Annotated in this window: 24 protein-coding genes and 1 pseudogene; 7 read left to right on the top strand and 18 right to left on the bottom strand. The window is 68.7% G+C overall.

Annotated elements, in window-relative coordinates:
• Positions 1–166: 166 nt before the first annotated feature.
• Both L0H79_RS08890 and L0H79_RS08885 read right to left on the bottom strand, forming a co-directional pair.
• Positions 167–349, bottom strand: a pseudogene (locus L0H79_RS08890) (transposase); the annotation flags it as partial.
• 905 nt (positions 350–1254) lie between these two features.
• Positions 1255–1659, bottom strand: coding sequence for a nuclear transport factor 2 family protein (locus L0H79_RS08885; protein ID WP_301484243.1), 405 nt, complete (start codon positions 1657–1659; stop codon positions 1255–1257).
• A 105-nt stretch (positions 1660–1764) separates the two neighbouring features.
• Here L0H79_RS08885 and L0H79_RS08880 point away from each other — a divergent pair, with 105 nt between their 5' ends.
• Positions 1765–2418 carry a TetR/AcrR family transcriptional regulator gene (locus L0H79_RS08880; protein ID WP_301484242.1) on the top strand — a complete coding sequence of 218 codons (654 nt, stop codon included), beginning with the start codon at positions 1765–1767 and terminating at the stop codon, positions 2416–2418.
• Positions 2419–3097: 679 nt separating this feature from the next.
• On the opposite strand, the gene L0H79_RS08875 is transcribed toward L0H79_RS08880, so the two are convergent.
• The 3 genes from L0H79_RS08875 to dnaB all read right to left on the bottom strand — a co-directional run bounded on the left by L0H79_RS08875 (position 3098) and on the right by dnaB (position 7726).
• On the bottom strand, positions 3098–4237 hold the full coding sequence (locus tag L0H79_RS08875) for a HigA family addiction module antitoxin (protein WP_301484241.1): 1140 nt from the start codon (positions 4235–4237) through the stop codon (positions 3098–3100).
• Positions 4215–4511, bottom strand: a complete 297-nt coding sequence (locus L0H79_RS08870; RefSeq protein ID WP_301484240.1) for a type II toxin-antitoxin system RelE/ParE family toxin — start codon at positions 4509–4511, stop codon at positions 4215–4217. The genes L0H79_RS08875 and L0H79_RS08870 overlap by 23 nt, the downstream gene beginning before the upstream one ends.
• A 326-nt stretch (positions 4512–4837) precedes the next feature.
• On the bottom strand, positions 4838–7726 hold the full coding sequence (gene dnaB, locus L0H79_RS08865) for a replicative DNA helicase (RefSeq protein WP_301484244.1): 2889 nt from the start codon (positions 7724–7726) through the stop codon (positions 4838–4840).
• 400 nt (positions 7727–8126) lie between these two features.
• Between dnaB and L0H79_RS08860 the strand changes: the two genes are divergently transcribed.
• Positions 8127–8399 carry a DUF2277 domain-containing protein gene (locus L0H79_RS08860; RefSeq protein ID WP_301484239.1) on the top strand — a complete coding sequence of 91 codons (273 nt, stop codon included), beginning with the start codon at positions 8127–8129 and terminating at the stop codon, positions 8397–8399.
• Between the two features lie 143 nt (positions 8400–8542).
• On the opposite strand, the gene L0H79_RS08855 is transcribed toward L0H79_RS08860, so the two are convergent.
• Complete coding sequence (locus L0H79_RS08855; RefSeq protein ID WP_301484238.1) at positions 8543–8887, bottom strand: DUF202 domain-containing protein; 345 nt, start codon at positions 8885–8887, stop codon at positions 8543–8545.
• A complete protein-coding gene (locus L0H79_RS08850) occupies positions 8884–9276 on the bottom strand; it encodes a YidH family protein (protein WP_301484237.1) in 393 nt (130 codons plus the stop codon). The genes L0H79_RS08855 and L0H79_RS08850 overlap by 4 nt, the downstream gene beginning before the upstream one ends.
• A 155-nt stretch (positions 9277–9431) precedes the next feature.
• Here L0H79_RS08850 and L0H79_RS08845 point away from each other — a divergent pair, with 155 nt between their 5' ends.
• Together L0H79_RS08845 and L0H79_RS08840 are read left to right on the top strand one after the other, a co-directional pair.
• Positions 9432–10133, top strand: a complete 702-nt coding sequence (locus L0H79_RS08845; protein ID WP_301484236.1) for a DNA alkylation repair protein — start codon at positions 9432–9434, stop codon at positions 10131–10133.
• Positions 10130–11449: an MATE family efflux transporter gene (locus tag L0H79_RS08840; RefSeq protein WP_301484235.1), complete on the top strand. Its 1320-nt coding sequence runs from the start codon at positions 10130–10132 to the stop codon at positions 11447–11449. The genes L0H79_RS08845 and L0H79_RS08840 overlap by 4 nt, the downstream gene beginning before the upstream one ends.
• Before the next feature lie 467 nt (positions 11450–11916).
• Here the strand turns inward: L0H79_RS08840 and L0H79_RS08835 are convergent, their stop codons facing one another.
• Positions 11917–12396: a hypothetical protein gene (locus L0H79_RS08835; protein ID WP_301484234.1), complete on the bottom strand. Its 480-nt coding sequence runs from the start codon at positions 12394–12396 to the stop codon at positions 11917–11919.
• 463 nt (positions 12397–12859) lie between these two features.
• Here L0H79_RS08835 and iolC point away from each other — a divergent pair, with 463 nt between their 5' ends.
• Positions 12860–13825 carry a 5-dehydro-2-deoxygluconokinase gene (iolC, locus tag L0H79_RS08830; protein WP_301484233.1) on the top strand — a complete coding sequence of 322 codons (966 nt, stop codon included), beginning with the start codon at positions 12860–12862 and terminating at the stop codon, positions 13823–13825.
• Positions 13826–14202: 377 nt separating this feature from the next.
• Here iolC and rplI read toward each other — a convergent pair whose 3' ends face one another.
• The 9 genes from rplI to L0H79_RS08785 form a co-directional block, all read right to left on the bottom strand.
• A complete protein-coding gene (rplI, locus tag L0H79_RS08825; RefSeq protein WP_301484232.1) occupies positions 14203–14652 on the bottom strand; it encodes a 50S ribosomal protein L9 in 450 nt (149 codons plus the stop codon).
• 29 nt (positions 14653–14681) lie between these two features.
• Complete coding sequence (gene rpsR / locus L0H79_RS08820) at positions 14682–14918, bottom strand: 30S ribosomal protein S18 (protein ID WP_301484231.1); 237 nt, start codon at positions 14916–14918, stop codon at positions 14682–14684.
• 155 nt (positions 14919–15073) lie between these two features.
• Complete coding sequence (locus tag L0H79_RS08815) at positions 15074–15793, bottom strand: single-stranded DNA-binding protein (RefSeq protein ID WP_301484230.1); 720 nt, start codon at positions 15791–15793, stop codon at positions 15074–15076.
• A 51-nt stretch (positions 15794–15844) separates the two neighbouring features.
• Positions 15845–16132: a 30S ribosomal protein S6 gene (gene rpsF, locus L0H79_RS08810; RefSeq protein ID WP_301484229.1), complete on the bottom strand. Its 288-nt coding sequence runs from the start codon at positions 16130–16132 to the stop codon at positions 15845–15847.
• A 222-nt stretch (positions 16133–16354) separates the two neighbouring features.
• Positions 16355–16858, bottom strand: a complete 504-nt coding sequence (locus L0H79_RS08805) for a helix-turn-helix domain-containing protein (RefSeq protein WP_301484228.1) — start codon at positions 16856–16858, stop codon at positions 16355–16357.
• Between the two features lie 97 nt (positions 16859–16955).
• A complete protein-coding gene (locus tag L0H79_RS08800; RefSeq protein ID WP_301484227.1) occupies positions 16956–17288 on the bottom strand; it encodes a hypothetical protein in 333 nt (110 codons plus the stop codon).
• A 96-nt stretch (positions 17289–17384) separates the two neighbouring features.
• A complete protein-coding gene (locus L0H79_RS08795) occupies positions 17385–18218 on the bottom strand; it encodes an alpha/beta fold hydrolase (RefSeq protein ID WP_301484226.1) in 834 nt (277 codons plus the stop codon).
• Positions 18219–18350: 132 nt separating this feature from the next.
• A complete protein-coding gene (locus L0H79_RS08790) occupies positions 18351–19790 on the bottom strand; it encodes a glycosyltransferase 87 family protein (protein ID WP_301484225.1) in 1440 nt (479 codons plus the stop codon).
• Positions 19791–19796: 6 nt separating this feature from the next.
• The gene (locus L0H79_RS08785) at positions 19797–21956 is read right to left on the bottom strand and encodes a transglycosylase domain-containing protein (protein WP_301484224.1); all 2160 of its coding nucleotides are present in this window, start codon (positions 21954–21956) and stop codon (positions 19797–19799) included.
• A gap of 294 nt (positions 21957–22250) precedes the next feature.
• Here L0H79_RS08785 and L0H79_RS08780 point away from each other — a divergent pair, with 294 nt between their 5' ends.
• Together L0H79_RS08780 and L0H79_RS08775 are read left to right on the top strand one after the other, a co-directional pair.
• Positions 22251–22940, top strand: coding sequence for a PadR family transcriptional regulator (locus tag L0H79_RS08780; RefSeq protein ID WP_301484223.1), 690 nt, complete (start codon positions 22251–22253; stop codon positions 22938–22940).
• A gap of 3 nt (positions 22941–22943) precedes the next feature.
• Positions 22944–24035: an inositol-3-phosphate synthase gene (locus L0H79_RS08775; RefSeq protein ID WP_301484222.1), complete on the top strand. Its 1092-nt coding sequence runs from the start codon at positions 22944–22946 to the stop codon at positions 24033–24035.
• Positions 24036–24105: 70 nt separating this feature from the next.
• Here L0H79_RS08775 and L0H79_RS08770 read toward each other — a convergent pair.
• A partial coding sequence (locus L0H79_RS08770) for a hypothetical protein (RefSeq protein WP_301484221.1) occupies positions 24106–24501 on the bottom strand: 396 nt, incomplete at its 5' end.

Raw genomic sequence — 24501 nt, 5'->3', positions numbered from 1 at the left:
CCGCGCCCACCTCTACCACCCCGGCCAGAGCCGTCCCCCCGACCGCCGCAGCAGGCGATACGACGCCGGCGCCCGAAGTGTCGGTGCCACCTGCCACCATGAAGTCACCGAGCAGAACAGCAACGAGCCCGCAACCTCACCAGGAGGTGCAGTGTGAAGCACACTCGTTGGACAGGCCGTGCTCGATCGCGGCCAGGATCGCCTCGCGGTGCTTGACGATCTTTCTCTGCAGCGTCACGAACGCGTCGATGCGGCACCGCTTGGCCCAGGAGACCCATCTCTCGAGCGCCTCGACGGCCTGCTCATATGGCAGCTGGAACACCAGCCGCAGCCCCTTGGATGGCACATACGTAACGATCCGTTGCAAGTTGCTCACACAACTCAGCACCATAACCGAACGTATTGCGAACGAGGTCGCTCCATAACAAGACATGTGTGATTCATAGCCATCGCGGCTGTCGAGATGCAGCCAAGATTGCTCTACCGCGTGCGGGGATCTTGCACGATCGGCTCGATCTGGTGTGGTCGTGCAAGATCGCCGGGACCGTACCGTCGCCGGGTCGCTCCGGGATCGCTGTGCTTTGCTCTAGTCGTCGGCGGGGCATCCTGTCTCGGGCGGTAGGGATTGTCAGGTGCCGAGCCCTCTGGTGCGCCGTTGCATTCGTTCCATCCGCGAGCCCACGCCGCGGCCATGAGGTCACGCACGACGTCATCGGTCACATCATGCTTGGTCCTCGCAGTGATCGACCCGTCCGCCCTCTCGACGTAGCTCGTGAGTGCATAGGCGTTCCCCGTCAGGTCCGACATGAGGACTCGTACCGGTTGCCTCCTTGCCGAGGTTCTGGTCGATGACGTCATCGTCCGTTGCTGTCCGGAAGTCTCCATGAGGGTGCCTTTCTGAGCGGCGTCCGCGGTTCGGCTGACGCTACTCGGGCGATTCGCTGTGGGTCGTGCGCTGTGGGTCGGCGCACTCCGGAAGGTCCTATGGGGCGCGGGCACGAGCCGCCACGCCGACCTCGAGACTCCCGATCGCCGCCTCCACGATTCGGGGGGAACCTCAGCTCGCCTGGTCGCGTGGTCTCGTTCGGTTGAGCGACAGCCGCCGGTAGCCATAACGGGCCTCGTGAAGACGGCGTCGGGGGATGGTGTCGAGATGCGGCGAAGAGTGCACACCCGAACCGTCGAAAATTGCATGACCGATGCCCCTTCCGACCACTCGTTCAGGATGGGCAAATCGGGTCACAGGGTGTTCCCCTAGGAGAACGCTTCGACGAGGCCGGTGTCGTTGAACTGGTCGAAGCTCTGCACCTGGCCGTTAGCCAGCGTAAAGATGTAGACCCATTTGCTCGTGCCCGCCTTGCCGCTCTCTCGGACCACAAAGGTGACATCGCCCGAAGCGACCACGGTGTCACCTTGGGAGACGAGGGTGTTGAGCGGATGATCCCCGATCTCGACTGAACCGCCAAGGGCCTGGAAGTAGCGTGCCACCTCGTCCTTGCCCGAGTAATCGCCCGCCCACGGCACTCTCGTGTCGAGGTGGCTCACGAAGCGGGCGTCATCGGCCAGCTGGTCGAGGATGTACACGACGTCCCCGCGCCCGAACGCCTCGAAGATCTTCGCGACTCGTTCTGCGTTCTCGGTCTCGACGGTGATGGTCATGGCGATGCTCCCTCTCCGGTAGGCCCCAGTGGCCCTGTCGGTCACTCGCAGGCTATGCCCATTAGCTAAAGCTGTCAATACTAGCCTATGTTACGGTGGGGCGATATGGCAGAGAGCAACGCGGGCGATGAAACCGGTCGGCTTCGGCTTGATCGGCGGGCTCGACGCCGACAGGAGACCACCGAGGAGATCCTCGATCTCGCGACCGAGGTGATGACCGAGCACGGTGTCAACGGTCTCACTCTGGCCGAGGTCGCCCGGCGCCTCGGGGTGCAGACACCGTCGCTGTACAAGTACTTCCCGTCCATCGGCGCGGTATACGACGCCTTGTTCGAGCGAGCGGCGCAACAGAACCTCGACGCGCTCCGTGAGGGCATGGCCCGCGGCGAGCCCGGGCTCGACTCGTTGACGACCGGCCTCGAGGCCAGCGGCCGATGGGTGCTGAAGAATCAGGCGCTTGCCCAGTTGTTGTTCTGGCGGCCGGTCCCGAACTTCGAACCTTCGCCCGCCGCGTTCGCGCCGAGCAAGGAGATCGCCGGTATCCAGCAGCAGGCAATCGTCGAAGCCGTCACCGCCGGCCAGCTCGGACCCGACGCTTTCGAGGAGGCCGGCTACATGGTGGCCATCCTGATCAAGGGGGTCCTCACCCAGGCGATGGCCAACGAGCCGCACCTCGACTGGGGCAAGGGTCGGTACACCCCGCTCTTCCCGAAGCTCCTGAAGCTCCTCCCGGCCGCCTACCCGCCCGCCAGGACATGACTGCGGCCGCGCCGGAAGACGCCCGTAGTGAGGCGGCGTCACGGCGACGGCCAGCGACGGATCCGGGGACGCACACCAGGGCGACCTGGAGCGGAAACTCCACCAGAACAATTGTCACCAGTTCGGTTAGATCCTGCTATGCGACATAAAATGCTTGTTCCGAAAAGTTCGCTGCATCTCAGGAGCTGGGCCGGGCAGGCCTGCCGGCGGCGCCCGATGCGATGTCCGTGAAGGACCTTATCGCCGTCGCGTCGACGAAGATCCTGGACCTGGCCAACGAGGACGGCGCAGGACTCTCTGTGACCTTCGCTTGGTTCGACCTCGAGGGTCTGCCAGGGGTATCTGAACCACCCAGGACGGCGGCCGCGACGCGGGGAATCCGTCGGAGTATGAAGAGCCGACAACGACGACGACGGGGACGGCCTGTTGTCGAGATGCAGCGAAGATTGCACAGCCTCGGCGCGAAATCTTGCGCAACGGGCGCGACGGCTGCGCGTTGCGCAGTCTACTGGCAACGGCACGGAGCGTCAGGGACGATCGTCGGAGTCGTCATCTGTTCCAGCCATGCCCTCGGGATTCCTTGGTCACGCCTCGGGTGGTGTGTCGGCCGTAGACGTGGTTCCCACCGCTCCCAGAGCGGCTCTCCACCAGAGTCCGCAACTCGCCCGCGGTCCAGTAGTCACCACCGGGCAAGCACCGCATCGACGTTCGGGGCGCCCTTCGCCAACGTGGTGCGCCAGTCCAACTTCCTGAGATGCTGCAAGTGGCCCACGAGAACGATCGGCGCGAGGTCCACATCTGCCGCGGCCTGAGTGATCCAGGGCCCGCTCAGTCGATTAGGAAGCTGCGGCAGCCCATCCGGCAGGACCCACCGGGCGGCTGTCTTGTTGGCCTCACGCTCCTGGGTCGCCTCACGTGAGTGGTCATCGGGGTCGTCGTCAACGTCTATCGTCTCGACGATCGGCGCATCGTTCTTGACGTGACCATGAGTCAGGTGAGCGATCTCGTGCACAAGAGCAAAAAGCACCTTGTCGAGTCGCTTCCCTCGACCAGACAGGCCAATGACGTGGGTCTCGTCGACAATCATCGCGCAGCCATCGATCGTCGCGCCCGGGAGTGCGGGGACGTAGACCAGTCGGACACCGACGCGGCCAAGCATCTCCGGCAAGCCGGCAAAGTCCCCAGGGCTCTTGAGGATGGGCGGTAAGGCCGCGCCGACGGCTTCGAGAGCTGTCCTCGAGTACTTGCCCGTGACCGCCCTGTGGCGTGCAGCGTGACGGACCATGTATAGCCACGAGGTCTGGAGCGAGGACAGGGACTCGCCGTGGTTGGAGCGTTTGGCGACGGCCGCAAGGCGCGGCTCATCATCGAGCGACTTCAACTCGAAGAACCGAAGGGCCTCGTCCTCGAGTTCGTCCAGCGACTTACCGACGAGGACCCCTGCCTTCCTGAGCAACGCGATTGGGCCTTTGGCGTTCAGTCGGGCGCGACGACGGACATCGTCCAGGTCGCTCTGCGACTTGGAATCTTGCTTGTGCAGCCACAGTAGGTACTGGTCCTGGAGGCTGAGCCACATCTCGGCGCTGGTCCCGAGGGCAGCGCCGATCTGCGCAGCGGACTCGCGAGTGATCTCCTTCTTACCGGAGATGATCTCGGAGACGAACTGCGCCGGGCGGTCGAGGATGGCGGCGAACTCGGCCTGAGTCCAGCCGCGAGCCTCGAGCTCGTCGGCGAGGAACTCCCCTGCGGGGAACACCTCGGCTAGTACAGCGTTCATCTCGATCTCTCTATCGATCTCAGTGGTAGTCGACGACTTCAAGGAGGACCGCCACGCGGTCCCCGTCGGTCTTGAAGGTCAAGATCAGCCGGAACTGATCGTTGAGTCGCATCGACGTCTGGCCCAGACGGTCGCCCTTCAGCTTCTCCATCCGCAGACCTCGCATCTCGTACAGGTCGCGCTCGTCAACCGCTGCGGCGATGAGCTGGACCTTCTTCCGATACGACTTGACGACCGCCGGGTCCCACCCCTTCGGTGCGTACTCCAGCTCCTCGGCGAGCCGGCGCAGCACTTCGTCGTGGTACTCGACGCGCAACGTGACCTCATTCCATCACCCCAGAGATGAAGACCCGCACCTGTCGGATCCTAGGCGGCCCATGCTGCCACCCCGGCCCGACAGACTCCGACACGCCGCGTCGCCACCTCGCCTTCATCCCTAGGGTGAACATCATTATGCTACTCCTAGCCGAGCCGGGCAACCGCCGGTTCTCCCACATCGACTCGCAGGAGCCAAACAACATGTCCGACAACACCAGCGTCCAGGCGCACGAGAAGACCTACGCGGTGGTCATCAACGGGACCCCGCACACGCTCGACTTCGCGGTTTGTGAAGTCTTCGCTGCATCTCGACAAGCGGCGGCATCAGAAGTTGCTGGCCATGTTGGTGAACCGGCTGTAGTGACCCTGGAAGGCCACCGTGATCGTGTCGGTCGGGCCGTTGCGGTGCTTGGCCACGATCAGGTCGGCCTCGCCCTCCCGGGGCGAGTCCTTCTCGTAGGCCGCCTCGCGGTGCAGCAGGATGACCATGTCCGCGTCCTGCTCGATGGAGTTGTGCACGGCGATCCCGTTCGCGATGAAGTTGTGGGTGCCGAGGACCGTTGCGTCGTAGACCTGCTCGACGCCGTCCGGCTCGATCGTCACGACCTCGTCCCAGAGGACGTCGTTCGCGGCCTCGAGGTCGAGCTCGAGGCTGTCGAAGAGCTCCTCGATCCGCTCGAGGTCGAGGCCGGCCTCGTCCGCGACCATCTCGTCCGCCAGGTCCTCGGGCCGCACCGTGACCCGGGCGCGATCGTCAGTCACGGCCGCCACGGACGAGGCCTCCAGGCCGGACCGTGCACGCACGATCCGCAGGAGCGACTCCGCCGCAGCCGACCGCTCGGAGTGGATGGCGATCTCCTGCAGGAAGCGGCGCTGGTCGTCGACCCCGACCACGTCCAGCGACCACGTGCCGCCTGCACCCCGCACCACCGTCGAGATCCCGAAGCGCAGCAGCAGTCGCGCGACGTCCTCGAGCAGCCGCCGCGAGGCGTGCCGCAGGACGATCCGCCCCTCGCGCGCACCCTCGTCGACGCTCACCTCGCCGTCGAGAGCCCAGAGCGCGTCGATGAGCAGCCCGATCTGCCGCTTCGGGAAGGACGCGATGTCGGGCATGAGGCACCGCTGCGCCATCGGCGCCACGTCGAACCCGATCGAGCAGCCGAGGCCCTCGACCCGCCAGCCGGGCCGGTCCTTGGTCCGCGAGGACAGGATCAGCGCGCCCGTGCGCAGGTCGCGGTCGTCCAGCACCTCCGCGAACTGCTCGGGCGCCGGGACGTGCCGCGGCACGGCGACCTTGTCCCCGGTGCACAGCTCGCCCAAGGACACCCACCCGGCCACGGTCAGGAACGGGTGGTTCTCGGTCGCGCGCACCTGCTTGCCGGACGCCAGGGTCAGCCGGAACACCGGGCGCACCCCGGTCGCGAACACCGTGGTCATCGGGCGTATCACGTGCCGGAGCGAGTCATCCAGACCCCACACCGGCACCTCGGTGTCCGGGTGCCGGCGGAACTCGTCGAGCAGCTCGCGTATCGACATCTCCGCGCCCGTGTCTGCCCGCAGGATGCGGGTGTCGGCGGTCAGGCAGCCCGACTCACGCAGGTCGCTCATCTGCGGCTTCTTGTCGGTGCGCTGCTCCGGGCCGCGGTTCAGCTGGGAGATCGCGATGACCGGGACCTCGAGCTCCTTGGCCAGCAGCTTGAGCGCGCGCGAGAACTCCGAGACCTCCTGCTGGCGCGACTCGACCCGTTTGCCGGACGACATGAGCTGCAGGTAGTCGATGATGACGAGCTTGAGGTTGCTGCGCTGCTTGAGCCGGCGGCACTTCGCCCGGATCTCCATGAGCGACATGTTCGGCGAGTCGTCGATGAACAGCGGCGCATCCGACACCCGGGCCATCGTCGAGGCGAGGCGGGTCCAGTCCTCCTCGCGCATCGTCCCCTTGCGCATGTGCTGCAGCTGGATGCCGGCCTCCGCCGACAGCATCCGCATGGTGATCTCGGTGCGGCTCATCTCGAGCGAGAAGACGACCGAGGCCAGCTTGTGCTTGATCGCCGCGGTGCGCGCGACATCGAGACCGAGCGTCGAGTTGTGCGTCGGGACCATCGACTCGCCTGCGAGGTAGAGGTGGTCCTCGGCGGCCACTTCGATGCACCGCACCGGCACCGTCTCGCACGGCACGATGCGCTCGATCTTCCACTGCGCCACACCCATTCGTATGCCGCCCTGGCCGGGCACCCGCTCGATCGTGACGACGCGCCCCCGCTCGGCGGCATACCCGGCCTCGGCGCTCGTCACCACGCGCGTGGGGCCACCATCGAGCGAGACGGCCCACTGGTGCTGCTCGTCGGCCACGATGACCGACCCGTCGGAGAGCTCGACCCGGCAGCACGGCCGCCCGTGCATCACCTCGGTCGCGGCGAGCACCCGCGTCGGGTGGCCCTCGCTGCCCAGGACAAGGTCGCCGACGGCGACCGAGCCCATCGTCGTCCAACCCCCGGGGCTGGGCAGCGGCGTGTCGAGCGCGAGGGCCTTGCCCATCGCCGGACGCGCGGCCAGGACGATCATCTGGCCGGGGTGCAGGCCGTTGGTCAACGAGTCGAGGTCGGTGAAACCCGTTGGCACACCGGTCATCTCGCCGGAGCGCCCGGTCGCGACCTCGATCTCGTCGACGGTCGCCTCGATGAGCTCGCCGATGGAGTGGTAGTCCTCGCCGCCGCGCGTGTCGGAGACCGAGTAGACCTCGGCCTGCGCCGCGTTGACGATGTCCTCGACGTCACCGCCGCCCTGGGCGTAGCCGAGCTGGACGATCCGGGTGCCGGCCTCGACGAGACGGCGCAGCACCGCGCGCTCGGCAACGATCTGTGCGTAGTAGCCGGCGTTGGCCGCGGTCGGCACCGACGCGATGAGCTGGTGCAGGTAGGCCTGCCCGCCGACTCGCGTCAGGTCACCGCGCTTGGTCAGCTCGTCGGCGACGGTGATCGCGTCGGCCGGCTCGCCGCGCCCGTACAGGTCGAGGACCGCGTCGTAGACGACCTCGTGAGCCGGCCGGTAGAAGTCGGTGCCCTTGAGCACCTCGACACAGTCGGCGATCGCGTCCTTGGACAGGAGCATGCCGCCGAGGACGGACTGCTCCGCGCCGACGTCCTGCGGGGGGAGCCGGTCGTCGCGCGGGCCGTCGTCGCGTGCGGGGGCCGCGAACGCGCTCGTGCTCAGCTCGTCGAGCGACACAGATCCCCCTCGCGGATGTGAGAACGGGCCCCTGACACCCCTACTCCAGCACCGACCTGTGACAGTGGTCCTGCGGGGGCGCCCTCACGCTAGGACCGGGTGCCTCGGATGGCAATTCAGCCTGTGGACAAGATGTGGATGCGTTGCTCGACACGCCGTCAACAGGTGTGGACAAGGTGTGTGCACAACTGTGATTTGTGGGCCAAGTCACACAGGTTTGTGCTCAGCGACCTGCAAGAACGATGTGCACCCCCTGTGGACCGAAAGTTCTTTGGGGCTGTGCGTTGTCCACAGGGAGCATGTCGGACAAATTTTGCGCTCACTGGCCCGAGGGTGTAGGGACCTTGGCAGCCGAGAGCGGCCGGCGGGCGATTACCGTGGAGTCATGTGCCGCAACATCCGCCAGCTCCACAACTTCGAGCCCCCCGCGACGACCGACGAGGTGCGTGCCGCCGCGCTCCAGTACGTCCGAAAGGTGAGCGGAAGCACGAAGCCGAGCCAGGCCAACCAGGCGGCCTTCGACGAGGCGGTCGACGCCGTCGCTCACGTGACGCAGCACCTGCTCGATCACCTGTCGACCAGCGCTCCGCCGAAGAACCGAGAGGTCGAGGCGGCCCGAGCGCGCGAGCGCGGCAGGGTACGCTTCGGCACCGCCTGACAGCGGGCTCGCTCGATCGACGCGACTGCACTCTCGAACAGGATTGCTGCACTCTCGAACAGAATTGCTGCACTCTCGAACAGGACTGCTGCACTCTCGATCGGGTGGGGGGTCGGGTCGGTCGGGTCAATCGTCGGAAGGGGTCAGGTCGTCAGCAGGAGGTCGACGACGACCCAGAGACCGAGGGTGCCGAGCAGCAGCGTCGCCGCGGTCACGACGAGGACCTCGGACAACGCGATGGGAACCGGGGCGTCCGGGAAGTGCGGCGCGATGTGCCTGGTCCGCCGCCGGGTCCCGAGCAGGATGTAGGCCGCGCTGACGCAGGCGACCCCGACCATGGCGAGGACCACCTCCCCGAAGCGGTCGACGAAACGCATCATGAGCAGCGAGGCGGCGAGGAAGCTGATCATCGTGCGCTGCCAGGCCAGCTCGGTCCGTTCCGGTTGCAGGCCCGGATCGTCCCGGTCGTGCCAGGTCGGCCCGCTCATCGCCACAGGGTGAAGACGATGACCAGGACGAGGGCCGCCGCGAGCGCCCCTCCGATGGCCAGCAGCGGGACGAGCACGGGGAACGGCAGCGCCGTCTTGTCACGCATCGCACGCTCGACTCGTAGCCAGCGCAGGCCGGCACCGATGCTGACGAGCAGCCCGAGCACGAGCAGCCCGATGACGAAGACGGTCCGGAGCGGGGTGACCAGCGTGTCGGCGAGGAAGCCCTCGATCGCGATCCCGCCGGCGATCAGGGCCATACCGGTGCGGATCCAGGCCAGGAAGGTCCGCTCGTTCGCCAGCGTGAAGCGCGGGTCCGGCTCGGCGCCGCCGGGTAGCAGCCACCGCGCCAGTACGGTCCGCGGCACCTCTTGCTCGTCACCGGACATGTCGGCAGGCTAGCGGGACGCGGGACGAGCAGGCTGGAAGCCCTGACGTCCGGCGGGGAGCGTCGGTGTGGCTCGGCTCGGCGGCATACCGGCTGCCTCGCGTGACCGCCACCCTGGGCGCACGCACGCCGCGGACGGGCAGTACGTTGTGCACCGTGACCGGCCCGAACGAGACCTTCGTCGCAGCCGCACGGGCCGCGCTCGTGGAGCGTGCCGACCCCGTGCGAGCGGTGGGGCAGCAGCGCTACATGAAGTCGGCGATGCCGTACCACGGACTGACGAGCCCGGAGCTCAGGCGCGCCCTCACGCCCATCCTCCGCGAGGTCGTGATGGGCTCGCACGCGGAGTGGCTGGCAACGATCGAGGCGCTCTGGTCGCGGGCCACCCACCGCGAGCAGTGGTATGCCGCTCTCGCCCTCGCCCGGCACCGCCCCTACCGTGGCTGGCTCGGTCCTGAGGCCATGGCGTTGTGGGAGCGGCTCATCCGCGAGGGTGCCTGGTGGGACGTGGTCGACGACATCGCGACGCACCTGGTCCGCGACACGCTGCTTGCAGCCCCGGACGTGGAGGCCGACCGGATCCGCGGGTGGGCCCAGCACGAGTCGATGTGGATGCGGCGGGCGGCGATCCTCTGCCAGGTCGGGGCCGGTGACCGGCTCGACGAGGACCTGCTCTCCGATGTCATCAGACCGAACGTCGCAGACCGGGAGTTCTTCATCCGCAAGGCGATCGGTTGGGCGCTGCGCGACCACGCACGGGTCGCACCGGGGTGGGTGCTGCGGTTCGTCGGGCGCCAATCCGACCTGTCCCAGCTGTCCCGGCGGGAGGCACTCAAACACGTGGGTCTGCCTGCGTGACCACCGATCACCGGCGCGAGATCCTCCGGCTCGCGGTGCCGGCGTTCCTCGCCCTGATCGCCGAGCCGCTCTTCCTGCTCGCCGACTCCGCCATCGTCGGCCACCTCGGCACGGCCGAGCTGGCCGGGCTCGGCGTCGCGAGCGCCGCGCTGCTGACCGCATCCGGCGTCTTCGTGTTCCTCGCATACGGCACGACCAGCGTCGTCGCGCGCCACCTGGGCGCCGGGGACCGGCGCTCGGCCGTGTCGGCGGGCGTCGACGGGTTCTGGCTCGCGGTCGGCCTCGGCGCGGTGACCGCGGTCGCGGTCGCGGTGTGGGCCGAGCCGATCTGCGCGCTCTTCGGTGCCGGGCCCGAGGTGCTGGCCCAGGCGACGACCTACCTGCGGGTGTCGGCTCCCGGGCTGCCCGGGATGCTCGTCGTGCTCGCTGTCACCGGTGTGCTGCGCGGGCTGCAGGACACGACGACGCCGCTTGTCGTGTCCGTCTTCGGCTTCGGCGCGAACGTCGCCCTCAACGTCGGGCTCGTCTACGGTCTCGGTTGGGGCATCGCCGGGTCTGCCTGGGGGACCGTCATCGCCCAGACGGGGATGGCGGCCGCGCTCATGCTCGTCCTCGTGCGCAAGGCGCGGGTGCTCACCGCCCGGCTCCGGCCGCACCCCGGGCGGGTCCTGGCCGCGGCCCGGACGGGCGCACCGTTGCTCGTGCGGACGCTCGCGCTGCGTACCACGCTGCTGCTGACCACCTGGGTCGCCGCGTCGATGGGGGACGTGACCCTGGCGGCCCACCAGGTCGCGATGACGATCTGGTCGTTCCTGGCCTTCGCGCTCGATGCCCTCGCGATCGCCGCCCAGGCCATCACCGGGCGTGCGCTCGGGGCCGGTGACCGCGACGCCGTCCGCGACGCGATGGGCACGATGATCCGCTGGGGTGTCTGGGGCGGGCTGGGGCTCGGCCTGCTCGTCGCAGCCGGGCACAGCGTCATACCGGCGCTGTTCACGCCCGAGCCGGACGTGCGGGCGGCACTCGGCGCGGCACTCGTGGTCGTGGGGCTGGGCCAGGCCGTGTCGGGCTACGTCTTCGTGCTCGACGGCGTCCTCATCGGGGCCGGGGACGGGACCTGGCTCGCCTGGGGGTACGTCGTGGCGCTGCTCGGGTACCTGCCCGTCGTGCTGTGGGTGCGCGCCGCCGGCTCCACCGGGTCGGCCGTGCACGACATCGTCGTCCTGTGGCTCGCGTTCACGGCGCTCATGGTGATCCGGGCCGTCGTGCTCGGCTGGCGAGCGCGGCAGGACGGCTGGATGCGGCTCGGCGCCTGAGCCAAGGCGTGAGGATCGACCGAGCACGTCCTGACGACGACGGGGTGAGGATCGACCGAACGCCAGCGAGGGAGGACCGGAGCGCCGATTCGGCTCACGCGCCCATCGGAACTGCGCCTGAGCCCGCTTGTCCGACGACGTGGGGGAACATCCGAGGTGATGTGGCGCACGCGACTCGGTGAACCCAGCCTGGCTGACTTGCGGTCGCAAGAACACAACAAGTCCATCCTCTGACGTCGTCGCGTGCGGGACCAACTGGTCAGCGGTGGACTTGTTGTGTCCGACCGACCGGCTGGCGAAGAGGGCCGCGTCACTCTGGGCCGAAGAATGTGTCGCCCATGAGACATCCGATATCGCTGCAGCCCACACGGGCCACTCAGCTCAGGCTGAGTGGCTTCGGTCAGGTGCTTGCTCCCAAGGGCCGCAGTAGGGCTCGTCGGTCAACGCCCAGCGATGACAGACCGGCGTCAGTCAGTAAGCGTGATGATGGCGAAGGCGTCACCCCTGACCGCTTCGCGCAGCTCGGCCAAGGTGGGGTCCCGGTCGACGTTCACTGTGAGCCCGATCCGGCTCGCGTGCTGGCGGCCGAACCGGTCGATGAGGGCCTGGAAGATCACGGCGAGCCGGTCCGGGTCCTCCTCCAGCACCGCGCACGCCACCCGCTCCCGCCCGTCCAGGGTGACCCGCAGGTCGGCGCCGCCTCGCAGGTTGGCGCGCCAGGCCCCGCCGGCATGAGCCACCAGCTGGCCGTCGATCTCGTGCCGGCCTACCACGATGTCGTAGACACGCCCGGTCTTGCGGCCCGTGACGTGGAGGACCATCAGGCCCATGCTCATCGGTCCATGAAGCCGTGAGGTCAGCAGGCGCCGGATGACCGGGTTGAGTATGTGGAGCAGGGCCCAGGGCGGGTACCGCCGCTCGACGGCCGGAGGCTGCGCTTGGCTCACTCATCCACCATCGCACGCCGAGCTCGTCTCGTCCCGAGCTGTTCGGGGTGTCAGCCGCCAAGGGGGTTTGGCCTCCACAAGGCCAGCTTCGCCGCGCCGACTGCCTCTGTCTGCCCGCCGACCTCGGCCGTCTCAGCGGCTGTTGTCGTGGGCGGGGGAGCGGGACCGGTCGATCGCCATCGCCAGTGCGACGCGTGACGAGCCGATGCGTCACCGTTCCGAAGAGCGTGACACGGATCAGCTCGACTTGCCGATTCGGCTCACGCGCCCACAGGAACGGCGCACCCGAGCGAGCCCACGGACGCCTGAGCCACACGTTCGCGCACAACGTCCGCGGGTATACACGTCGTGCGGACGGGCTCCGTGCCACTGTGACGGATTCCAAGCGCCTCGGGGCTCACTCGGCGCCGTCAAACCGTGGTGGGATTGAGGTGGCAGGTCCGGACGATTCGAGGAGTGCGAGATGACGGCGTATGACTTGATCACGTTGGGGCGGGTCGGCGTCGACCTCTACCCGCAGCAGCACGACGTCCCGCTCGAGGTCGTCAAGACATTCGAACGCTTCCTCGGCGGGAGCGCCGCGAACGTTTGCGTCGCAACGGCCCGCTACGGGCGCCGGGTCGCCCTGATCAGCCGGGTGGGAGACGACGCCTTCGGTCGGTTCGTCCGTTCGGAGCTGCTACGGCTCGACGTCGACACAGAGTTCATCACTACTGTCGACGACCCCACCCCGACCCCGCTGACCTTCTGTGAGATCTACCGGCCGGACCACTTCCCCCTCGTCTTCTACCGCTACCCGACCGCGCCGGACCTGCTGATCGATCCGGCCATGTTGCCGCTCGATGCGATCCGCGAGGCCAGGGTCTTCTGGGCGACCGGCACGGGCCTGTCGCAGGAGCCGAGCCGGGCCGCGCACCATGCGGCGTGGGAGGCGCGCGGCCGGACCGAGTGGACCATCCTCGACCTCGACTATCGCCAGCCGTTCTGGTCGTCACCCGAGGCGGCGGCAGGCCAGCTCCGGCGGGCCCTGCCGAAGGTGACCGCAGTGGTGGGTACCGCCGACGAGTGCACGATGGTCACCGGTGAGGCCGACTCGGGGGCCGCCGCCGAGGCCCTGCTCGCGCAGGGGCTGGACCTCGTGGTGGTCAAGCGGGGCCGCCTCGGCGCACTCGCGGTCTCGCCCGACGCGCAGCTCGAGGTACCGGCCTACCCGGCCGAAGTGGTCAGCGGGCTCGGGTCGGCGGATGCCTTCGGTGGCGCGCTCGTGCACGGCCTGTTGGACAACTGGGATCTGCGGCGGATGCTCAACTTCGCGAGCATCGCCGGGGCGATCGTCGCCTCGCGGATGGAGGCGTCGACCGCCATGCCGTCGGCCCACGAGGTCGACCGGCTCCTTGACGATGTCAGCCTGCAGGACGAGTTCTCGTGACGGGGCGCCGCTCACAAGCGAGCCCACCGGCTGGACCACTGTTCAGTCCCTACCCGCGGCTCCGCTGAGCGACGCAAAGGCTACACAAAGCAGAACCCGCTCCTGCTGGCCACGTCGCCGAACTCGACCAGCAGGAGCGGGTGCCCTTGGACTCGATGACCCGACAGGGGGAGGTTGGTCACCGAGTCATTCAGGAGCAACTCACATGGACGACTATGGGGCCCGAACCTTAAAGAATGCTGAGAGTGCGCTTCCAGCTTCCTCGTCGTCGGTTCAGGTTGCGCCCACCGCCCACTCAGGCTGCACCCTCTGCCCAACCTCCTCGACGCTGCGATCCTCCCTCGCTGGCGCTCGGTCGAGTCTCGCGTCGTCGTCGGTCAGGCTGGGACAACCTCGAACTTGACCGTCGCCGCCACCTCCGGGTGGAGCCGAACCGTGGCCTCGTAGGAGCCGACCGTCTTGATCGCGCGCGTGACCTCGATCTTGCGCTTGTCCAGCTCGGGACCGCCCGCAGCCGTGACCGCCGCGGCGATGTCACCGCTCGAGATCGCACCGAAGAGGCGGCCGGACGCTCCGGCCTTCGCCGCAACCTGGACGACCGACTGGGCCTCGAGGCGGCCCTTGATGTCCTTGGCGGTGTCGAGGTCGCGGATCGTGCGGGCCTCGCGGCCCTTCGTCAGGGCGTCAACCTGCTTCTGGCCACCTCTGGTCCACGGCGTCGCCAGACCCCGCGGCAGCAGGTAGTTGCGTCCATAGCCGTCCTTGACCTCGATGACATCGCCGGCGCCACCGAGACCGGTGACCTCCTGGGTCAGAATCAACTTCATCGCTGCTTCTCCTGTTCTTCTCGAGTGGCTCAGCGGGCCGAGCTCGAGTAGGGCAGCAGAGCCATCTCACGGGCGTTCTTGACGGCCGTGGCGATGAGCCGCTGCTCCTGGACGGACACCCCGGTCACCCGACGAGCGCGGATCTTGCCGCGGTCGGAGATGAACTTGCGCAGCAGCGCAGTGTCCTTGTAGTCGATGTTAACGACCTTCGCCGCCTTGAGCGGGTTGGCCTTCTTCTTGGGCTTGCGAATGGCGGGCTTGGCCATCGTGGTGCTCTCCTTCGGTCGAGAGCCCAGGGTTTCTGGCCCCGGGATGGGTTGTCTTCTTCTGTATGCCGCTCACCTGGGTGAACGGCGGATAGTGCACTCTCGATCGGGACTAGTGCACTCTCGATCAGGGTTTCTGCACAGTCGATTGGGGATCAGAAGGGCGGCTCGTCGTAGCTCGGGGCGTTGCTGCCCCAGCCGCCCTGCTGGCCTCCGCCCTGCTGGCCTCCGCCCTGCTGGCCTCCGCCCTGCTGGCCTCCGTCGGGCTGGCCGGAGCTCGGACCGCCGGGTTGGCCCCAGCCGCCCGGCTGGCCTCCGCCTTGCTGGCCTCCGCCTTGCTGGCCTCCGCCCTGCTGGCCGGCGCCTTGCTGGCCGGCGTCCTGCTGGCCGCTCCAGCCGCCGCCACTCTGCTGCTGGCCGCCGGCGGCCCACGGGTCGTTGCCGCCCTGTTGGGCGCCGCCCCAGCCGCCGCCCTGCTGCTGGCCGCCGCCGAAGCCGCCGCCACCACCGCGCTGCGTCTTGTTGACCTTCGCGGTGGCGCTGCGCAGCGACGGGCCGATCTCGTCGACCTCCAGCTCGATGACGGTCCGCTTCTCGCCCTCCTTGGTCTCGTACGAGCGAGACTTCAGGCGGCCGTTGGCTATCACCCGCATCCCTCGCTGGAGTGACTCGGCGACGTTCTCTGCCGCGTCACGCCAGATCGAGCAGCGCAGGAACAGGGTCTCGCCGTCCTTCCACTCGTTGTTGTTCCGGTCGAACATGCGCGGAGTGGACGCGACGGTGAAGTTGGCCACCGCGGCACCCGACGGCGTGAAGCGCAGCTCGGGGTCGGCGGTGAGGTTGCCGATGATGGTGATGACGGTGTCGCCTGCCATACGGGGCTCCGTTCAGTGCTTCGATGTGTCGAACAGTTCGCTGACGGGAGGTCAGGCGCCGGGACGCAACAGCTTGGTGCGCATGACCGACTCGTTGAGGTTCAACTGACGGTCGAGCTCCTGGGCCGTGGCCGGCTCAGCCGTGAAGTTGACGACGGCGTAGATGCCCTCGGACTTCTTCTTGATGTCGTAGGCCAGGCGGCGCCGGCCCCAGATGTCGACGTTGTCGACGGTGCCGCCGTCCTTCTTGACGACGGCGAGGAACTTGTCGACGGTCGTGCCGACGGTGCGCTCCTCGGTCTCCGGGTCAAGGATGACCATGAGTTCGTACTGACGCATGCTTCTAACCCACCTCCTCTGGTCTCGGCGGTCGCGGGTCGTTCCCGTGACAGGAGGGCTGCAGTGCGCTCCGCCGTGGACCCGGACCCACCCTTGCAGACCGGACCGAAAGGACGTCGGCGCTCATCCACAGGGGCGGCGGGACGCGGCGGACCGGAGCAAGACTACCCGGCTGGGCGGCATCCGACGAAATACCGCCGTGGCCGGCCAGCAGCAGCGCGCTCACCGGCGGCCGCGGTCACGCGATGGGGTCTCCGCCGTGGCGGCGGCCGGGCTCGCGGTGGGCGGGTCCTGGGCAGCGTCCCGCTGGGTCCGGGCGCGCTCTGCGGCCGCACGCAGATAGCTCCGGTAGACCGAGCGGAGGGCCTCCTTCTCGACCTCGCTCAGCACCGGATCACGATCGATGGCCGTCTCGACGCTCACCAGCCCGCTCTCGCTCGCGTCGGCGGGAGGCGCGTCCGTCCCAGGTCCGCCGGCCCGCTCGGAGATGACCTGCTGGCGGAGCATCTCCTCGACCGACAGGTCCAGCGCTTCACCGATCTGGACGAGGATGCGCAGGGTCGGGTCGTGCAGGCCCCGCTCGACCTGGCTGAGGTAGGCGTTCGAGACGCGGGTCGCACGGGACAGCTCGCGCAGGGACATGTTGGCCAGCTCACGCTGAGAGCGGATGAAGGCACCCATGGCGGCGCGCTGCGACTCCCACACGGCGGAGATCGGACCGGTCATCGGGTCATCCTGCCTTTCCAGACATGGGCAGGAACCACCCGCGTCGTGCGGGTGGTTCCTGGCTGTGAGATGGATGCGACGGGTCGTCGCCCGCGCCTCAGGCCTTCTTGGCGGCGGGCTTGGCGGCCGGTGCCTCCTCGGCGGCCTCGGTCGCGGCGGTGCCGGCCTCGAGCAGCGAGTGGACGAACTGCTTGTTGAGGTCCATCAGCTGGGCGGCGAAGTCGTAGACCGAGTCGACGATCGCAGCGGGGTCGCCGACGACCTTCTCGGCACCGGCGGGCACCCGTGCCGCGGTCGGCAGCTGCGGCGTGAACTTGGCGACGGCCTGGCCCCACGCCTGCACGGCCTCGACAGCGGCGGCCTGGCCGGAACGGATCGCCTCGAGCGCCTGAGCCTGAGCCGAGGTGATGAGGTCCTGAGCGGTGTCCATGATGACTCCTTGGTGATTGAGATATTGAGCGGTACGTCATTAACCATACGAATCGCTGATCAGTATGTCAACCACACGCACCACGTTTGGGTGGGGTCAGGCCGTGGCCGCCTCGAGATGCCGGTCCAAGAACTCGGTGATCAGGGGTCCGACATCCTTGGCACGGTCGATCGGGAAGAGATGGCCGCCGCGGTCGACGACCCGAAGCTCGGCGTTGGGGATCCGTGCCGCGAGCAGCCGAGCGTTGGCCATCGGCGCCAACGGGTCCTCCTCGCCGCCCAGGACGAGGGTCGGCATCGTGAGTCTGCACAGCCACGGCAGGCTGGACCACGTCGCGCCGGCGGTGAGCTGGAACAGCAGGCCCAGCATCGACCCGCGTGGGCCGTTCCACCCCCGCAGCTCGCTCCTGAGCAGTCGGGGGTTGCGCCCGACCCTGCCCCGGTAGAGCAGCGGTGCGCACAGCTCGTGCACGACCGTGGACCGGTAGAGGAGCGGGTTGGCCAGGATCAGTGCCGCCAGCGGGTCGGCCGGGAAGCCGCCCCAGCCGCACACCGTCGCGGCGAGCACCATCGATCGGACCCGGTCCGGGTGGTCCTTGGCGAGCTGCTGGGCGATCAGCCCGCCGAAGGAGTACCCCATGACGTCGAAGGCCTCGACCCCGAGCCGGTCTATGACCTCGAGATAGAGCCCGCTGAGCGCCGGGATCGTCATGAGGCAGTCCGGCACCTGCGAGCGGCCGGTCCCGGGGTGGTCGACGGCGATGAGCCGCCGGCCCGGAAGCTCGTCTGCCAACGCCTGCCAACCCTCGATGTACCCGCCGAGCCCGTTGACGAGCAGGAGCGGCCGGCCCGCGCCGTAGTCACGCACGCGCAGCCTCAGGCCCTTGCTCTCGATGAACCTGTCCGCGCTGCGGGCGAAGGGCTGGGTCACGGCCATCCTTGGTGCTCCCTCTCGGTCGACGACGCTGCGGACGGGGCAGCGCTCGGGTCTGGACCGCACGTCCCCGTCGCACCATCTTCTCGTCCTGGCGGTCAGCGGGGGTCGGCGGCGCGCCCGAAGGAGTCACGAGAAACGGACGAGGACCGCGTCGCGGGCACCGTGCATCGGCCCGGCGAGATCGTCCACCTCGACGGCCTCCTCCTCCTCGCCGGGTTCGGCGCTGGGTTCGGCGACCCGTTCCTCGCCAAGTTCCTCGCCGGGTTCGGCGACCCGTTCCTCGCCGGGTTCGGCGTCGGGTTCGGCGACCCGTGCGGGCCGGTCGTGCGCCTGCAGCCACACCGACACGACCAGCCACAGGACGGCCAGGACCCGCAGCATCGAGATCGCGGCGTACCACGGCCCAGGCAGGCCCCGGTCCGGCACCGTGGTGGCCGCGATGACGAGCCACACGGCGAGGAAGTTGACCGCTTCGCCCGTCGCCCAGATGAGGTGGTCGCGCCACGGCACCGCGGCGAGCGCGACGAGCGGGACGAGCCAGAGCGAGCTCTGCACGGTGAACGACTTGCAGGTGACCAGCACGATCCCGACCATGACGAGCGAGATCTCGCCGATCGTCGGGCGGCGTGGAGCCGACAGCGCCAGCACCGCGCCCAGGAGCAGGGCCAGCACCCAGCCGGAGACCGAGAGCACGGTGACGGTCCCGGTCGGCAGCGGATACCCGGCCAGCTGGGGCAGCAGCCAGGGAGAGCCGTAGCCCGGCCCGGCGGTGGCCCAGTCGGTGTAGGCAGAGGTGGCCGCTTCGGGGTTGAGCAGCCACGTCACCGCAACCACCGCGAGGAACACGAGCAGCGCGTACCCGGCGGTCCACCGGTACTCCCGCAGCCGCCCGGCGCGCAACGCGAGCAGGCCGATCGCGAGCAGGACGAGCACCGGGTAGGACCGGGCCGCCATCGCGAGCCCGAGCAGCACCCCGGCGGCCGTCGTCCGGCGCCGACCCCACGCCCACATCCCGGCCGTCGCCAGCGCGACCCCGACCGCGTCGGCCGAGATGAACGCGACGAGCGCGACGACCGGCGAGAGGGCGATGTGCGCCGCGAGCCAGGGCCGGCGCAGCGAGCCGGACACCATCCAGATCATCGCCAGGACGAGGACCGTCGTGATCACCGCCCACAGGGCGAAGTACCACGCGATCCGGGTCCCCTCACGCCCGTCCGGGACGAGACTGCCGACGAGCATGAGCAGGAACCCGGTCAGCGGCGGCTGCCCGGTGGTCGGTGCGTCGGGGCCGCCCTGCAGGTATGCCGCCAGCCCACGTCCCAGCCCGGCGTCGCGGAAGGCGTTGGGCAGGTCGGCGTAACAGGCGGTCCAGAACTGCTCGGTCCCGGTCCAGTGGGTGCGCAGGCAGGGGACCCGGAAGAGGATTCCGAAGCCGAGCGGGACGGCTGCGAGGGCCGACAGGATCGCGGCGGTCACCTGCCAGCGCTGGCCGCGGTGGGCGGCATACCGTCCTGGTGGGCCTCCGATGACCTCGGAGGCCGCACGCACGACCGGGTCGGACGCCACCGGCCGCTACCCTGCCCGGGTCCTGCTGGCCCGCGCTTCGGGCCGTGGGGGCGTGGGCACCGTGAACGTCGGGCGTCCGGTCCGGGTGGGCGGCCGGGTGAACGTGGGCTTGGGCGGTGCCACGGTCCTCGTCGACGGCGCGGTCGGGGCTGTGGTGGTGGGCGTCCCGGTCGGCGTCGGGGTCTGCGTCGGGGTCTGCGTCGTCGGCCTCACCGGGGGCGTGCTGGCGACCTTGTCGTCGCCGACTCCCGTCCGGTCCGGGAAGGGCACGACCTCGACGCCCTCGAGCGTCGGCTGCATGAACTCCATGAAGATGTCCGCCGGGATCGTGCCCCCGGTCAGGTTGTAGCCCTCGGCGTCGGTCATCGTCGTCGGGTTGCCGGCCGCGTCCGGCTTGTACATGCCGATCGACACGGCGAGCTGGGGCACGAACCCGGAGAACCATACCGAGCGGTTCTCCTCGGACGTACCCGTCTTGCCCGCGACGGGACGGTTCAGGCCCTGCAGCTTGGTCGCCGTCCCCCCCGGCTTGACGGTGTAGGTCATCGCGTCGGTGACGTCGGCCGTGACGTCCTTGTCGAACGCTCGCTTCGTCTCCGGCTTGGCCAGGTAGGTGAACCCCGATGTGGTCGAGGTCGCCGACTTGACGAGGTATGGCGTGCTCCGGACGCCCTGCGAGGCGATCGTCGAGTAGGCCGAGGCCATGTCGATGACGTGGGGGGACGAGGTGCCGAGGACGTTCGTCAGGGTCGCGTCGAGCCCCGCGGTGTCGGCCGGGATTCCCGCGTCGATGGCGGCCTGCTTGGTCTTGGCCGGGCCGATCTGCTCGTTGAGGGCCACAAAGGCCGTGTTGATCGAGCGACCGACCATGCGCCGCATGTCGACCATCCCGTAGGAGACGTGGCCGAAGTTGTTGATCGTCACGTCGCCGAACTTCTCAGGCGAGTTGCCGTTGAACTGCGTCCGCGTCGAGACCCCGTCGCGGACGGCGGCCAGCAACGCGAACGGCTTGAAGTTCGAACCGGCCTGCAGGATCGCCTGGGTCGCCGAGTTCCACTGTGACTTCTCGTAGTCGGCGCCGCCGTACATCGCGACGACCGCCCCGTCGCCGGGCTTGATCGCTACGAGGCCGCCTTCGACCTTGTCGGGCAGGTTGTCCTTCATCGCCGTGACCGCGGCGTCCTGGGCCTTCTTGTCGATGGTCGTCGTGATCCGCAGGCCGCCCTGGTCGATGTCCTTGTCGCTCAGTCCGACCGCGTTCAGCTCCTTGCGGACCTCGGCGGTGATGTAGCCGGTCGGGCCGGACCCGTAGGTGTTGGCCTTGCGGGGCTTGATCGCCGGCAGCTCGGTCCACTCGGCGCGCTCAGCGGCCGTGAGCCAGCCCTGGCTCACCATCCCGTCCAGCACCCACGAGTAGCGGCTCTCGAGGTTGGCCAGGGCCTCGTCACCGTTGGCGGGGTCGTACCGCTCCGGCGCGTTCATGATCGAGGCGAGGACGGCACCCTCGCCGACGGTCAGCTCGGAGACATCCTTGCCGAAGTACGTGCGGGCCGCGCTCTGGATGCCGTAGGCCCCGCGCCCGTAGTAGATCGTGTTGAGGTAGTCCTCGAGGATCTGCTCCTTGGACATCTGGTTGTCGATCTTGACGGCAAGCAGGATCTCCCTGCCCTTGCGCGACAGGGTGCGGTCCTGGGTCAGGAAGTAGTTCTTGACGTACTGCTGGGTGATCGTCGACCCGCCGACCTGCGCCTCCCCCGTGATGCCCGTCTTGACGGCCCTCAGGATGCCGGGGATCGAGATGCCGCTGTTGGTCCAGAAGGTGCGGTCCTCGGCGGCGAGATGCGCGTCCTGGACGTGCTTGGGCACCTGCGAGAGCGGCACGGACTCGCGGTTGCCCTCCGCGGCGGAGATCCTGTCGAGCTCGGTCGTGCCGTCGGAGTAGTAGACGATCGACAGCTGGGCGCTGGCCAGGTCGTTCGGCTTCGGGATCGTCATGCGCGCATAAGCCAGGGTCACGCCGATGGCGCTGATGACGAACAAGGCCAGGATCGCAAGCGAGCCCCACTTGAGGGTCGGGATGGCCCAGCGGCGCCAACCGGTGCGCTCGGGCTTGTCCTTGCGCTGCTTCTCGGTGGCGGCCTGCCCGTCGTGCCTGCTTCGTGCCACGTGCTCACTTTCCGTTTCGGGGGTCGACCCGGCAGGGACACACCGGGGCCGCGTATCAGTATGACCGCCAGCCCCCCGCGGGCCGAAACTCGCGAACCGGCTCGATGCCTGCTGAGCCGCCGGACGACCATTGGGCCGGCGGACGTCCATCGGTCCGGATCGGTCGGTTGGTGAGCACAGGCTGGGCACGGGGACCAGCGTCGGCACCGAGCGACGGTCGTCGGTGCGAACACCCACCGACCTGATGTCGGGTGAGATATATCGGTCCGATATATCTCGTGTATGGTGTCCAATGTGCCCAGGACTCGTGCGAGCAGACCCGGCCGGCGAGCCGGCTTGCTCGAGTTCGCGATCCTCGGCCTGCTCCATGACGGGCCGCTGCACGGCTACGAGCTGCGCAAACAGCTCACGAACGCCCTCGGCATCTTCCGGGCGCTGTCCTACGGCTCGCTCTACCCGGCCCTGCGTGCCCTCGTAGCGGCCGGGCACATCTCCGCGACTGCGCCCGAGCCGCAGCCACTGGCCGGGACCCGGGCCAGGATCACCTACCAGCTGACCGCACAGGGCAAGGAGCACTTCCAGGGCCTCGTCCGCGAGGCCGGCCCCGCGACGTGGGACGACGACGACTTCGACGTTCGGCTCGCCTTCTTCGCACGCACCGAGGCCCAGGTCCGGCTCCGGATCCTCGAGGGCCGGCGGTCCCGCCTCGAGGAACGGCTCGAGCACATGCGCGAGGCCGCCCTGGCCCGTCGCGAGCGGATGGACAGCTACACCCTCGCCCTGCAGCAACACACCGAGGACCGCGCCGAGCGCGAGGTCCGGTGGCTCGAGGAGCTCATCACCGCCGAGCGGCGCGGCGCGCACCCGTCTGGCTCGCCACCGCCGCGGGAGGCCGCCCGAACCACGCAACCGCGCCCAGCGGCATACCCGACATCGTCTGACCCAACCCACCCACAAACCGCACACATAGAGACCAAGGAGTGACCCATGGGATCCATACGCGTCGCCATCGTCGGCGTCGGCAACTGCGCGAGCTCGCTCGTGCAGGGCGTCGAGTACTACAAGGATGCCGACGCCGGCAGCACCGTCCCGGGCCTGATGCACGTCGAGTTCGGCGAATACCACGTCCACGACGTCGAGTTCGTCGCGGCGTTCGACGTCGACGACAAGAAGGTCGGCAAGGACCTCGCCGAGGCCATCAACGCCTCCGAGAACAACACCATCAAGATCGCGGACGTGCCGACCTCGGGCGTCGAGGTGCAGCGTGGCCACACCCTCGACGGCCTCGGCAAGTACTACCGCCTCACGATCGAGGAGTCCGGCGCCGAGCCGGTCGACGTCGTGCAGATCCTTAAGGACCGTAAGGTCGACGTGCTCGTCTCCTACCTCCCGGTGGGCTCCGAGGCGGCCGACAAGTTCTACGCCCAGTGCGCCATCGACGCGAAGGTCGCCTTCGTCAACGCCCTGCCAGTGTTCATCGCGAGCGACCCCGAGTGGGCTGCGAAGTTCGAGGCCGCTGGCGTGCCGGTGATCGGCGACGACATCAAGAGCCAGGTCGGGGCCACCATCACCCACCGCGTCATGGCCAAGCTCTTCGAAGACCGTGGCGTCGCGCTCGACCGCACGTACCAGCTCAACGTCGGCGGCAACATGGACTTCAAGAACATGCTCGAGCGCGAGCGCCTGGAGTCCAAGAAGCTCTCCAAGACCCAGGCCGTCACGTCCAACCTGCACGGCTCGCTGGCCGGCAAGAAGGAGGACCGCAACGTCCACATCGGCCCGTCGGACTATGTCGCGTGGCTCGACGACCGCAAGTGGGCCTACGTCCGGCTCGAGGGTCGCGCCTTCGGTGACGTGCCGCTGAACCTGGAGTACAAGCTCGAGGTGTGGGACTCGCCCAACTCGGCCGGCATCATCATCGACGCGATCCGCGCGGCGAAGATCGCCAAGGACCGCGGTATCGCCGGGGCCCTGCTCTCGGCGTCGTCCTACCTGATGAAGTCGCCGCCGGAGCAGCGCGAGGACACCGAGGGGCGCGCGCGCCTGGAGGCGTTCATCCGCGGCGAGGAGGCCCGCTGAGGGTCGTCGCCACATCGGCTCCACCGTATGCCGTCGAGCCCGCCTCCCGCGGGAGGCGGGCTCTGCTGCGCTACGGGACGACCGGGGTGGCGGTATCGACCAGGACCACGGTCGCGGATGACCGATCGCCGGACGAGTCGAGAGCCCTGATCGTGTAGCGGTGGGTGCCGGTCAACCTCCCGGTGTCCTGCCACCGGGCTGACCTGGTCGTGCTGAGGAGCGTGCCGTCGCGGTACACCTGCCACTGGTCGACCGGGCTGAAGAACGAAGGCGTGTCCCAGACGATGGTGACCGGGGCCTTCCCGACGATCTGGACGTTGGTCGGGGCCGAGACGGGCAGTATCGCAGAGACGATGCCCACGACGAGCGAGAAGGCGAGGAAGGCGGCAAGAGTCCAGGCGGCGATCCGGGGGGGTCCGCGATCGGTGAAGAACCAGCGGTGGAGCCGGACCCTCGGGCCCTTGAC

This window comes from Intrasporangium sp., assembly GCF_030452765.1.
Taxonomy (GTDB): domain Bacteria; phylum Actinomycetota; class Actinomycetes; order Actinomycetales; family Dermatophilaceae; genus Intrasporangium_A.
The sequence above is the reverse complement of the archived record's forward strand: the minus strand, read 5'-3'. Positions and strand labels throughout refer to the sequence as shown.